This window comes from Parashewanella sp. 2304DJ23-3, assembly GCF_056591695.1.
This window is the reverse complement of sequence record NZ_JBWQOH010000001.1, coordinates 95,744-108,137: the sequence shown is the minus strand read 5'-3', so window position 1 is coordinate 108,137 and position 12,394 is coordinate 95,744. Positions and strand designations below refer to the sequence as shown.

General features: G+C 39.2%; 11 protein-coding genes. 9 read left to right on the top strand and 2 right to left on the bottom strand.

What is annotated here, in order from left to right:
• The first annotated feature begins 67 nt into the window (after nucleotides 1–67).
• The 3 genes from sohB to AC1EU2_RS00495 all read left to right on the top strand — a co-directional run bounded on the left by sohB (nucleotide 68) and on the right by AC1EU2_RS00495 (nucleotide 2,647).
• Entirely contained in the window at nucleotides 68–1,078 is a 1,011-nt protein-coding gene (gene sohB / locus AC1EU2_RS00505) for a protease SohB (RefSeq protein WP_480296037.1), read from the top strand.
• Between the two features lie 82 nt (nucleotides 1,079–1,160).
• Nucleotides 1,161–2,063, top strand: a complete 903-nt coding sequence (locus AC1EU2_RS00500) for an AEC family transporter (protein ID WP_480296036.1) — start codon at nucleotides 1,161–1,163, stop codon at nucleotides 2,061–2,063.
• Nucleotides 2,064–2,125: 62 nt separating this feature from the next.
• Nucleotides 2,126–2,647 carry a GNAT family N-acetyltransferase gene (locus tag AC1EU2_RS00495; protein ID WP_480296035.1) on the top strand — a complete coding sequence of 174 codons (522 nt, stop codon included), beginning with the start codon at nucleotides 2,126–2,128 and terminating at the stop codon, nucleotides 2,645–2,647.
• Nucleotides 2,648–2,674: 27 nt separating this feature from the next.
• Here AC1EU2_RS00495 and fur read toward each other — a convergent pair whose 3' ends face one another.
• Nucleotides 2,675–3,103, bottom strand: coding sequence for a ferric iron uptake transcriptional regulator (gene fur / locus AC1EU2_RS00490; protein WP_129947027.1), 429 nt, complete (start codon nucleotides 3,101–3,103; stop codon nucleotides 2,675–2,677).
• A gap of 262 nt (nucleotides 3,104–3,365) precedes the next feature.
• Here fur and cobB point away from each other — a divergent pair, with 262 nt between their 5' ends.
• On the top strand, nucleotides 3,366–4,115 hold the full coding sequence (gene cobB / locus AC1EU2_RS00485; protein WP_480296034.1) for a Sir2 family NAD+-dependent deacetylase: 750 nt from the start codon (nucleotides 3,366–3,368) through the stop codon (nucleotides 4,113–4,115).
• Here the strand turns inward: cobB and bioA are convergent.
• On the bottom strand, nucleotides 4,112–5,458 hold the full coding sequence (bioA, locus tag AC1EU2_RS00480) for an adenosylmethionine--8-amino-7-oxononanoate transaminase (protein WP_480296033.1): 1,347 nt from the start codon (nucleotides 5,456–5,458) through the stop codon (nucleotides 4,112–4,114). The genes cobB and bioA overlap by 4 nt on opposite strands.
• A gap of 99 nt (nucleotides 5,459–5,557) precedes the next feature.
• On the opposite strand from bioA, the gene bioB reads away from it, so the two are divergent.
• From bioB to AC1EU2_RS00455, 5 genes are all read left to right on the top strand, one after another.
• Nucleotides 5,558–6,610, top strand: a complete 1,053-nt coding sequence (gene bioB, locus AC1EU2_RS00475) for a biotin synthase BioB (protein WP_480296032.1) — start codon at nucleotides 5,558–5,560, stop codon at nucleotides 6,608–6,610.
• Nucleotides 6,611–6,613: 3 nt separating this feature from the next.
• Entirely contained in the window at nucleotides 6,614–7,801 is a 1,188-nt protein-coding gene (locus tag AC1EU2_RS00470; protein WP_480296031.1) for an aminotransferase class I/II-fold pyridoxal phosphate-dependent enzyme, read from the top strand.
• Entirely contained in the window at nucleotides 7,791–8,576 is a 786-nt protein-coding gene (locus AC1EU2_RS00465) for a methyltransferase domain-containing protein (protein ID WP_480296030.1), read from the top strand. The genes AC1EU2_RS00470 and AC1EU2_RS00465 overlap by 11 nt, the downstream gene beginning before the upstream one ends.
• Nucleotides 8,577–8,578: 2 nt before the next feature.
• Entirely contained in the window at nucleotides 8,579–9,301 is a 723-nt protein-coding gene (gene bioD / locus AC1EU2_RS00460; RefSeq protein ID WP_480296029.1) for a dethiobiotin synthase, read from the top strand.
• A gap of 278 nt (nucleotides 9,302–9,579) precedes the next feature.
• Nucleotides 9,580–12,348, top strand: coding sequence for an ankyrin repeat domain-containing protein (locus tag AC1EU2_RS00455; RefSeq protein WP_480296028.1), 2,769 nt, complete (start codon nucleotides 9,580–9,582; stop codon nucleotides 12,346–12,348).
• The last annotated feature ends 46 nt before the right edge of the window (nucleotides 12,349–12,394 follow it).

Genomic DNA, 12,394 nt, shown 5'->3' with positions numbered 1-12,394 from the left:
TTTCCTCTTCAAAATTACCCTTCTTTGTCGTTTTAATTAATTAACTGAAATAATTTACGGAGCTCTTTTGGAATTTTTATTTGAATATGGTTTATTTTTCGCAAAAGCCGTGACATTGGTTGTGGCTTTAATTGCCATTATTATTGTTGTTGCATCGACAGCAAAGCATAAGCCTGAAAGAGGTGAACTCAAGATAACTAATTTATCTGAAGAGTTTAAAGAGCTTGTTCATCACTTAAAACATGAATTCTTAAGCAAAAAAGAATATAAAGCTTACGAGAAGTCGTTAAAAGCAGAAAAGAAAGCAAAAGAAAAAGCGGAAGATAAGCCAGAATCTAAGACTTTTGTTATTCATTTTAAGGGTAGTATTGATGCCCATGAAGTGAGCTCTTTAAGAGAAGAAGTAACCGCTATCCTTGCTATTGCAGATAAAATTGATGAGGTAGTTGTTACCGTTGAGAGTGGCGGTGGAATGGTGCATGGTTATGGCTTGGCTTCAAGTCAGCTTGACCGTATTCGTCAAGCTGGAATTAAGCTTACAGTATGTGTTGATAAAGTGGCGGCAAGTGGCGGTTATATGATGGCATGTGTGGCGGATGAAATTCATGCCGCACCATTTTCGATCATTGGCTCAATTGGCGTTGTGGCTCAGCTGCCTAATTTTAGTCGCCTACTTAAGAAGCATGACATTGACTATGAACAACATACAGCTGGTGACTTTAAACGCACATTAACGGTATTTGGTGAAAACACGGATGAAGGTCGTCAAAAGTTCCAAGAAGAGCTTGAAGAAACTCACGTGTTGTTCAAAGACTTCGTAAGTAAGTACCGACCACAGCTAGAGCTTGATAAAGTGGCTACGGGGGAGCACTGGTATGGGCAACAGGCTATAGATTTAGGCTTAGTTGATGTAATTGGTACCAGTGATGACTTATTAATGAAGCTTGCTCAAAAAGGTGCTGTGTATAAAGTTCAGTATCAAACAAAGAAAAAACTGTCTGACAAACTGGCTAAAGGTGTTTCTATGTCAGTGAATGCAGTATTTAATCGCTTAGCTGAAAAGAACAAGCCATTTTAAGTAGGCTTAGCTTCATGAAGGGCAGGCTTTGTAGTCTGCCTTTTTTGTTTAACTGATGTATGTTTATACATAGCTGGAATTCATGATTATTTTTAATGTCCTTACACCTATTTTGCTGGTGTTGTTTGTTGGATACTATTCGTCAAGAAAAGCTTTTTTCTCTAAAGAGCAGATTGCTGCGATTTCAAAGTTTATTTTTTATCTATGTATCCCTTGCTTGCTTTTCAGTGGAATGGCAACAGCTAAGCTTGATCTGATGCAATCACTTTCGGTGATGCAAAGCTTTTATATTTCGGCATTACTTCTCTTTGTAGCCGTTGTCTTTGCGTATAGATGTAAACAACAGAGCCTTAAACAAGCTTCAGTCATGGCGTTGACTGCCACCTACTCAAACACGATTCTCATTGGGCTTCCGATAGTTATCTACGCAGTTGGAAAATCGAGTGTTGATTTAGTTTTTATTATCATCACGTTCCACAGCGTTATGTTGTTCACGCTGACGTACTTGTTAGCAGGAGACATTAAAGCCATCAAGAAGACTGTTAAGACAGTTTTGATTAACCCTGTTATTTCTAGCCTAAGCATTGGGCTCATTGTGAACCTCTTGCATATACCCGTTCCTAATATTTTGATGGTGAGCGTAAAGCTACTTTCAGAGCCAGCAATTGCTGGGGCCATTTTTGTTCTTGGGGCGAACTTATTTCATTTGCAGTTGAAAGGGAGTTTGAGAGAAGCATCCATTTTATCTGTTATTAAAGTCATTATTTTACCCGCAATGGTTTACACACTTGGAAGGTATGTATTTGAGTTAGCTAATGTGGCATTACAAGTGGTTGTATTGCTTGCGGCAGCGCCAGTAGGCGTTAATGCGTTTTTTGTAGCAAAAGAACTTGATGCTCAAGAAACAAAAACAGCCAATGCCGTTGTGATTTCTACAATATTATCTGCTTTCAGTTACTCTTTTTGGTTGTTCGTGTTATTTTGATTTAAAAACAAAGGCATAATCTACTAGGGTTTAAGTTTATACCCCCTATGGAAGGGAATATAATGATCATTGAGACAGAAAGACTTATTATTCGAGAGTTTAATGAGAATGATATTGATGCGCTATTTGAAATGAATCGAGATGCTCAGATCTTAACTTACATACCTACTGAACCGTTTCAATCTCGACAACAAGCAGAAGAGCTTTTCAATAACGTGGTGCTTGCAAACTATGCAAAGTACGGATTTGGGCGTTGGGCGGTTTATCACAAACAAGATGAGAAAGTCATAGGTTTCTGTGGACCTAAATTTATTGAAGAACTCAATGAAATTGAAATTGGTTATCGCTATTTTCCTGAATATTGGGGAAAAGGAATCGCAAGTGAAGCTGCCAATGCCATTTTGCCATTATTACCCAAGTATGGCATTGAAGAAGTGATTGCGCTGATCCTAGAGGGGAATGTGGGGTCTGAAAGTGTGGCAAAAAAGTCTGGTTTAACACTAAGAGAGAAAACGATGTTTATGGGACACTCGGTAAGCGTATATCATCGGACTATTAAAACGACAAATAAAAAAGCCAGTTAATACTGGCTTTTTTATTACAAGAATAAGTTAGTCACCGTGATTACACTCTTCACCAGTGCTGTGACCATAAAGATATAAACTGTGGTTGGTCAGTTTGATATTGTGCTTTTCTGCAATTTCGATTTGACGCTTTTCAATAACGTCATCAGTGAACTCGATAACTTTACCACAGCTTAGGCATACTAAGTGATCGTGATGATGTTGAGTCGAAAGTTCAAAAACCGCTTTACCACTTTCAAAATGATGTCTTGTAACAATACCTGCATCATCGAATTGGTTTAATACACGATAAACAGTTGCTAAACCGATTTCTTCGCCAATTTCTAATAAACGTTTGTATAAGTCTTCTGCACTGATGTGTTGGCATTCAGGTTCTTGCATCAACTCTAGGATTTTGACTCGTGGTAGAGTGACTTTTAAGCCGGCTTTTTTTAGTGCTTGATTTCCATCTGTCATCGCTAATCTCTTGATTGCAGAACCTTACGGTTCATCCATGGTAAAAAATTATTATAAAGACAGAATATTAAAACATAAACCTTTAAAGTAACTTTGTTAAGTAAAAACAGTTGTTTTTTTATACGAAGCTGATAATTTGACTACTAATTCAACGGATTAAACATACTTTATATAAGGTTTTTTGTCATATTAACAACATGGTAGTATGTAAAAGTTATAGCAATTCAGCGTTAAGGATAACAACACATTTCACCAAAGTTGTATGGTGATAAGAAGGAACGCCATGAAAAATTACCGCAATGCCAATATCGTAGTACTCACTGGTGCCGGTATATCTGCTGCATCAGGCTTAAAGACATTCCGCTCGCAAGAAGGCTTATGGGAGCAACATGCTGTAGAAGAGGTTGCAACACCAGAAGCTTATGAACGAAACCCCGAGTTAGTTGAAGCTTTTTATAATGAAAGGCGGGTTCAACTTGATTATTCAAATACAGAACCTAATGCCGCACATTTTGCTATTGCCCAGTTAGAGCAACAGCATGAAGGGCGTTTATTTCTCATTACTCAAAATGTGGATGATCTCCATGAGCGTGCTGGGCATAAACAAGTGCTTCATATGCACGGTGAATTGAGAAAAGCACGCTGTCCTGTCACGCAACAAAGTTTTTATATGCATGGCGATTTTTCAACAGAAAATAAATGTCGTTGCTGTACTCCGGCAAATCGTTTAAGGCCGCATATTGTGTGGTTTGGCGAAATGCCACTCGGAATGGGGCACATTGAACGAGCTTTGACAGAGTGTGATGTATTTATTGCTATTGGTACATCTGGAACTGTCTACCCCGCAGCTGGCTTTGTTCGACTAGCTAAAGCATTTGGTGCAAAAACAATCGATGTAAATCTTAAGCCATGCTATTCGGGGGCTTTTGATAAGCAATATGAAGGTTGTGCAACAGAATCTGTCCCTAAATTAGTTGAACAGATTCTGAGTGAGCAAGAAGAGTTCGCTTAACCGTGGCTTAAAAAAGTAGATTCGGTTTTATTTTCTGAATGATTTAAAAATTCAGCCACAGATTTCATCGCAGTAGTAAGCTTAGTAAGCTGCTGTGATGAAATGGTATATGGCGGCATAATATAAATCACACTACCAAACACCCTAATCCACACACCTTGCTCAGTGAAAAGAGGCTGTAACTGAGCAGCATTCAATGAATGGTCTATTTCGATAACCGCTACTGCGCCAAGTACTCTAACATCCTTCACAACATCTAGTTTTTCAATTCCTTTAAGTTCTTGCTGCATCTGTGCTTCAATGGCAGGGATTTGTTGCTGCCAATCATTTCTTTCAATGAGCTCTAAGCTCGCATTTGCTGCGGCACAAGCCAGAGGATTACCCATAAAGGTCGGGCCGTGCATGAATACACCTGCGGGTGACTCTGAAACACCTTGTGCGACATCATCACTGCACATTGTGGCGGCTAGGCTAATGTATCCACCTGTTAACGCTTTACCTACGCATATTAAGTCTGGTGCTATATTAGCAAATTCGTATGCAAACAACTTTCCTAAACGGCCAAAGCCTGTCGCAATTTCATCAAGAATTAGCAGGATATTGAATTCATCGCACAATATGCGAACGCCTTTTAAGTACTCAGGACTATAAAAGTACATGCCACCTGCGCCTTGCATAATCGGCTCAATGATAAAAGCAGCAAGTTGATGATGATGTGTTTCAAAAGTCGCTCTTAGGTTTGCTAAATCTGACTCAACATTTGAAGCATCAAATGCAGAAGTCGGCGAAGGTGCAAAAACTTGTTTAACCACAGATGCGCCAAACATCGTGTGCATGCCATTGTCTGGATCGCACACACTCATGGCAGCAAACGTATCACCATGGTAGCCATGCTTAATCGTGGCAATCTTTTGCTTATTTGGTTTATTTTTACCTTGCCAGTATTGCAGTGCCATTTTCATGGCGACTTCAACTGCAATAGAACCTGAATCTGCGAAGAAGACTTTTGTCAGTTCAGGGCAGGTCATTTCTACAAGCTTTTTGGCGAGTTCAATAGCGGGGTCATGAGTAATACCGCCGAACATAACATGAGGAAGCTTATGAAGTTGGTTTTCCATTGCAGAAATTAAAACAGGGTGATTATAACCATGCACGCATGACCACCACGAGCTTGTTCCGTCTACAAGTCGTTTTCCGTCTGCAGTGATGAGCTCACACCCATCGGCAGACTCGATTCCCAACATAGGAAAAGGGTGTTTCATCGAAGTGTAAGGGTGCCAGATGTGTTGTTGATCGAACGCATAATCTAAATTATCTTCTAGCAATGCTTTACCTTTGCTCATATTTTAATCACCTGTAAAACTAATAGACTGGTTGGCGTTGACAGCGCTCTTTGTGTGGCTATCCTAGCCAAAGTTTTATTGAAATTAAAGGGATAAATTATGTCGCAGCTCCAATGCCGTAACGACTGGAAAAAGTCTGAAATTGAGGCGTTATTCGAGCTTCCTATGAATGACTTGCTTTTTAGAGCTCATGCCATCCATAGAGAACATTTTGATCCAAACGAAATTCAGATTAGTCGCTTGTTATCGATCAAAACAGGCGCATGCCCAGAAGATTGTAAATATTGCCCGCAAAGTGCCCGTTATGATACCGGCCTTGAAAAAGAGCGCTTGTTGGCAATGGAAACGGTGTTAACAGAAGCTAAAAGCGCAAAAGCTGCAGGTGCCACACGTTTTTGCATGGGGGCTGCTTGGCGTAACCCTAAAGAGCGTGACATGCCTTACCTGACTGAAATGGTTAGAGAAGTTAAAGATATGGGCATGGAAACATGTATGACTCTCGGAATGTTGTCACCAGATCAAGCCAGTGAGCTTGCTGATGCAGGTTTAGATTATTACAACCATAACCTTGATACTTCGCCAGAATATTATGGCGATGTGATTACTACTCGTACTTACCAAAATCGTATTGATACTCTAAGCCATGTCCGTGAAGCAGGAATGAAAGTTTGTTCCGGTGGTATCGTAGGTATGGGTGAGAAAGCGAAAGATAGAGCGGGGTTATTACAACAGCTGGCTAACCTTGAAAAGCACCCAGAATCAGTGCCAATTAACATGTTGGTTAAAGTTGCTGGCACGCCGTTTGAGAAAATCGATGATTTAGATCCGCTTGAGTTTGTGAGGACTATTGCTGTCGCTCGTATCATTATGCCGCAATCTCGTGTGCGTTTGTCTGCAGGTCGTGAAAATATGACCGACGAATTACAAGCGATGTGTTTCTTTGCTGGTGCAAATTCAATTTTCTATGGTTGTAAGTTATTGACGACGCCAAACCCAGAAGAAAATGACGATATGACGTTGTTCAGACGTTTAGGGTTAAAGCCTGAACAAGGTGCTGCGGCAAAATTAGAAGAAGAAACACAGGTAATTGATAGAGCAGCAGCTCAACATAGCAAGGCAACTTCACAATTTTATGATGCGAGTGCGTTGTAATTTATGCCTCAATTGTTGCGCAACAAAATTGAAAGAAAGCTTGCATCTTTAGCTGAGCAATCTTTGCTCAGACAGCGCAACGTTGTTGAGTATAACCAGCAAAGCGCTGATGGCACTATTACTGTTGATAACAAGCAATACATCAATTTCAGTAGTAATGATTATCTTGGATTAGCGTCTCAATATAATGAAGCAGAAGCATTGGATTCTGCTTCACATATGCTTGCTGTTGGAAGTGGTGCGTCCCCAATTGTAACTGGTTATCAACGCATTCATAAAGAGCTTGAACAAAAGCTTTGTCAGGTAACAGGGCATGAGGCCGCTATTTTATTTAGCTCTGGCTTTAGTGCAAACCATGGCTTGATGACAGGACTTCTGGATAAGAGTGATTATGTTATTGCAGATAAACTCGTTCATGCTTCAATCATTGACGGGTTACGTCACTCTGGTGTCAGCTTTAAACGATTTGCTCACAACGACATCGTTCAGGCAGAAAAGTGGCTAAGTACTTCTGAAGTAACTGCACTGATCACAGAATCTGTTTTTAGTATGGACGGAGATAAAGCGCCGCTTAATGAACTCTCTGAACTGTGTAAGAAGTATGACGTCGCTTTGGTGGTTGATGATGCTCATGGTTTTGGTGTGCTCAATCGAGATTGTGCAGTAACCTCAACAATAGCAGATGTGCAGGTTGTGACCTTTGGTAAAGCTCTGGGGTGCCAAGGCGCAGCAGTTATGGGGTCTCAGGTACTCATTGATTACTTAGTCAATCATTCAAGGGATTATATTTACTCGACAGGGCTATCGCCACTCAATGCGGCTATTGCTCTAGCTTCTGTAGAAACAATTCATGCAGATGTACAGCTCAATAATAAATTACAAACTAATATCAAACAGTTCAGAGAAATGGCGAAAAGTAGAGGTATTCAGTTAATGGATTCAGAAACACCCATTCAAGGTGTTGTGATTGGTGATCCTAAGTCTACTCTTCAAGTTGCCACTGAGCTGAAATCTCATGGTGTTTGGTGCGGTGCAATTAGGACACCTACTGTACCAAAAGGAACGGATAGATTGAGAGTTACGATTACAGCTGCCCATAGTCAGCTGCAAATAGAGTCTTGTGTTAAAGCTCTTACTACTTCTTTAAAAAAATTGGGATTAGGTGGATTTGGAGGTCATCATGCTGGCTGAAAAATCTCTACAACAAATTAAGGTTTTCAATCGAGATACGCATTTAGTTGGTGATACCTTCTCTAAAGCATCAAAACATTACCGAAAATACAGCGAACTGCAGGATAGATGCTCTAATAAGCTTAAACAATCCATTGAGCTGTTTGGTCAAGTACTGGATCTTGGCGCTGGCCCGGGTACTCATTACAACACTTCTGCAAAAAATGTTGTGTGTGTGGATATCGCACTGGGTATGCTTGAAGAGTTACGGTCAAACTTTCCTGACTATAAAGCGATAAATGGTGACGCTGCTAAATTACCTTTACAAGACGAAAGCATTGATTCTGTGATTTCAAATTTAGCGTTGCAATGGTGTGATGACTTTTCTGCCGTGACTGCCGAGCTCCATCGGATTCTTAAACCTAAAGGTGAAGTAGCTATATCATTGGTGGCCGCCAATAGTTTGCCTGAATTATCTAAACTTGGTCTGAGTACTAATCAATTTAATACAGTTAGTGAGTTTCAGAACGCATTTGAAACCAAGCGCTGGAGCGAACTTGAATGCCAAGTTCGTCGTGAGATCATTTATTTTGATGACTTAAAGTCGTTGCTGTATTCAATCAAAGGTGTTGGTGCTTCAGCCATTAAAACTGTGATTGGGGACAACCCTAGTCAATCTCTTAAAGGTAAAACGCATTGGTTGAATCTCGTTGAACAAGCTGAAGCTTTGAGAACTGATAGAGGTTTACCTCTCACTTATAATATCGTTCAAATTAAAGTAAAAAAGCTGGGGTAACTGTGTCTCGTATAGAATCGTCTCAATCTGCGCATTACTTTGTAACAGGCACGGATACAGATAGTGGTAAAACGTTTGTCAGCTCAGCCATATTGGCAGCAGTTGCTGAATACTACTCAGCAACTGGTCAGAGTAAAACTGTTGCAGGTTTTAAGCCGGTAGCCTCTGGATGTGAAAGAACTGAGCAGGGCTTGCGAAACAATGATGCGCTGTCTTTGATGGCTAACTCAACCAAAACTTTGCCATATTCAGTAGTCAATCCAATCAGTTTTGAACCTGCCATTGCCCCCCATATTGCTGCAAAACACATTGGTTTTGAGCTGTCGAATGAAGTCGTAAAACAATATATAAACCAAAATACGCTTGAATATGCTGATTTTACTTTGGTTGAAGGTGCTGGTGGTTGGCGTTTACCCTTGAATGATAGTGACTTCCTGTCAGATGTTATCGCTGAGCTCGAATGGCCAGTAATTTTGGTAGTAGGGATGAAGTTAGGTTGTTTAAACCATGCCGTGCTCACACAAGAAGCAATTATTAATGATGGCTTAACAATTGCGGGCTGGGTCGCTAATGGCGTTGATGAAGACATGGCAGTTCAAGAAGATAATCTTAACAGTCTGAAAATAATGATGAAATCGCCATTTTTAGGCTTTGTTCCTCATTTGAAAAATGCAACTTCTAATCTTGCTAGCCAATATCTAGATATAAGCTTTTTAATGGATTAAGTACTAAATAAGCTAAACTGATATTAATTAACCCTATGTTTATGTTGAGTATTTACCTTTAATAGTTAACTGTAACAGAATGTAAGATGTACTTTTCTTAATAAAACTCTCTCGATAACATTTGTTAATCATTTATTTTATATGTAGAACAAATAGATACACCTGACTCACCTCGTTAACTTCACAAAAGTATCAATAAAAATATAATGAACTGAATTTTCAAAACTGAGCTAAACGAACATCAATTTCAACTGCAATTTGAAATGAGGTATTAAGTTATGAGCACAGGTAAAATTCAGCTAGTGAATAATTCGTTGAATGAACATTGGTTAAAGCTTGACGATTTTTCTCAACAACCAGAGAACACTGATTCTAGTTCAGATTTAAAAGCAGCAACATATACAACCTTAAAACAGATTGGGGCAAAAAAGTCAGATATTCAAGGGGTAGAACTATTATTCGAACACCTTGATGAGCTCAGAGTGAGTTTTGATATTGATACTCATAGTGAAGAAACAATTCGAGCCGAGTTAGAATGCTTTATTGCGTTATTTAATGAGGAATCCATTCCAAATGAAGCAAAACTTTTAGCGATCAGGCAAATCTCTCTTAATTTACAGCATAGGGTACTCGATCGTAGCACATGTTTGTCAGCAATTTTTGCTCTTAAAATGGCAGAGTCTGGTCATCAAGAGCTTCATCAAAAGCTACTTAATCAATTGTTGGATGAATCTATAGGATTCATTAAAGCGACAAGACATCAAAATCGTTCAGCACCTTTAACTGAATACCACTGTTATGTCTTGAAAAAACTGGTTGCGCAAGAGCTTGGCTTTGATCTAAAACAAATCCAGTTTCGTCCTAGTATGCTCAGCAGAAGCCCAGTATTTCTCGCAGGAGAAAAAGACAGATTTGTTGAGTGTGTAAGCGTCATTTGTGGTGCGGCGAATCAAATAGGTTACTTAGCTGGCCAATTAGAAGGAAAAGCATTGCATGAACCAATAGACTTAGATTGTACAACATTCCTTGAATGCTCTGTTCCACTAAAGCTCATAGCTGGTGAAGGTGAGTTGAAAAGTGGGAAGTTAAAAGATTCATATAGATCAGCTTTGATTGATCATTTCCTTCCTTTAAATTCTGTAGCTGAAGATGAACAGACAGAGCCACAAGCAAAAGCTCACGGATATCAAGTTTTTCTTTCATTTAAAGACCACAGAGTAAAAAGAGCGGAGCGAATTGAAGGCGAATTAAAACTGATGTCGAAGCACGGTTTAAGACTGCAAGTTACAGATAGTCAGGGTAGCAGTTACTCTCCAAACCTTAATCAATTGAATAATGTTTGTATCAAGAGCTTGCCGGTAGATAAAAAATTACTATTAGGATTGCAATTTATAGAACAAGTGTCAGATTTAGAAAGTTGTATTAACTTTAATGAAAGATATTTATCCAATGAATCTCAGTTTCCTAAATGTGTTGTTTGGCAGTTACAAAAAAGCATACAAGCTAGAATAGAACAGTTGTTATTAATCAAAGCTATACCTGATTTGAAAATTTTTCCTGAGAATAAAATTACCGAAGTAGCTTTTGAGGATTTCGCCTTAGGGATAAAAATGGAGTTTCAATATAGGGAATTAATGACATTTGAGACCTTAGCTGATCTAAAAGATTCAGATATATCCATGTTGTGGCCAGTTGCTGGTGATACAAACCTTTCAGTTAAGAGAAAGCAACAGTTTCAACAACGTTTAGAAGACGTTATCGGGTCTAACCCTTGCGCTTATCAGCCGATATACGAAAAACACTTTCAAGTGCAGTGGCATGGGCAACAATTCAAAGAATTGTATGAGTTAGCAAGTAAAAACGCATTTAAAAAACATATAGAGCAACTCGATACAGAAGAAGCGTTGTTGTCCGTTATAGATACTTCGATCATGAATCATGGTGATAAGCAGCATTTAGATAATTTCTACAGTGTCTATGTCAAACGGCTTTCAGAGTTTTATAAGCCAAGTGGAATACCTGTTAATCACTTGGTGAAGATATATCAACAACCACTTAGTACGAAGTTTAAAGAAGAGACATTGAAGATTGCATTCATCGCATGTATGTGTGGAACACTTCCAAAGCTTGATACTCAGGAGAAACTGTTTGAGTTCATTCAAAGCTTTACTCATGAGCTTGCACAACTGGGAGATACTGGCTCGCTTAATTTAGTTCAGTCATTTAGAGAGTCATGGGCTGAAAGAGTCAGAGTTGAGTCTAAAATTACCATTGAAGAAGATAAATTTGCTAATAAGCTTAAGCAAACAGAATCAGTTACAGAGCTATTGTTATTAGAGCCTTTAGTTGTATCTGATTTACAATGGATCGAATTGATTAAAGTCTTCCAAGCAAGGGAGGTAAAGAGCTTCATTCACCATAATCCGTCTTTGCAGGCGATAGAAGAGCTCTCTACATGGTTACCTGAAAAGACGTTAGCTAATTTTGTGAGGAAAGACAAGATTAAAGCGTTAGCGATGGAAGCGGCAAAGACTAATCAACTTGATATTCTCAAATACTTGCTAAAAGAAGGTGCAAACATAAATGATGCTGATATTAAAGGTTACACGCTTCTTCATCATGCGATAGAGCAGAATCATACTGATATTTTTAAATTCATAATTGAAACTAAAGAGTTTAATTATTCGAAAACGCATTTGAGAGGTACAAAAAATGTCTATCAACTTGCTAAAAATTTAGACCGCAGTGAGATGGTATCTGAGTTAGAAAAAGTTTATCCAAGATTTAAACCAAGACCTGTTTATTACTCCTCGGCCTCAAATTCTTCATACAGTGGTTGCAGCGGAGGAAGTGATTTCGGTCATTTTCCAGGGGTGCCTAGATTTACCGATAATGGAGCGGTTAACCTTCTTCTCACTCAAGCTGCTTTAACTCCAACATATCATGGTCATCACCACCACGGTGGTGGTTTCACTGGTGGTTTTGGTCATCACGGTGGAGGCTTTGGAGGAGGTGGCTTCGGAGGTGGTGGTTTTGGTGGTTGGTGAAATTAAATTCAGCTTTAATTCTAATCGATCTAAATAGTCTAAAGCT

Coding starts and splice junctions, on each gene's coding strand:
- bioB (WP_480296032.1), top strand. CDS start 5,558: ATGTCGCAGCTCCAATGCCGTAACGACTGGAAAAAGTCTGAAATTGAG.
- AC1EU2_RS00465 (WP_480296030.1), top strand. CDS start 7,791: ATGCTGGCTGAAAAATCTCTACAACAAATTAAGGTTTTCAATCGAGAT.
- cobB (WP_480296034.1), top strand. CDS start 3,366: ATGGTGATAAGAAGGAACGCCATGAAAAATTACCGCAATGCCAATATC.
- AC1EU2_RS00495 (WP_480296035.1), top strand. CDS start 2,126: ATGATCATTGAGACAGAAAGACTTATTATTCGAGAGTTTAATGAGAAT.
- AC1EU2_RS00470 (WP_480296031.1), top strand. CDS start 6,614: ATGCCTCAATTGTTGCGCAACAAAATTGAAAGAAAGCTTGCATCTTTA.
- fur (WP_129947027.1), bottom strand. CDS start 3,103: ATGACAGATGGAAATCAAGCACTAAAAAAAGCCGGCTTAAAAGTCACT.
- bioA (WP_480296033.1), bottom strand. CDS start 5,458: ATGAGCAAAGGTAAAGCATTGCTAGAAGATAATTTAGATTATGCGTTC.
- AC1EU2_RS00500 (WP_480296036.1), top strand. CDS start 1,161: ATGATTATTTTTAATGTCCTTACACCTATTTTGCTGGTGTTGTTTGTT.
- AC1EU2_RS00455 (WP_480296028.1), top strand. CDS start 9,580: ATGAGCACAGGTAAAATTCAGCTAGTGAATAATTCGTTGAATGAACAT.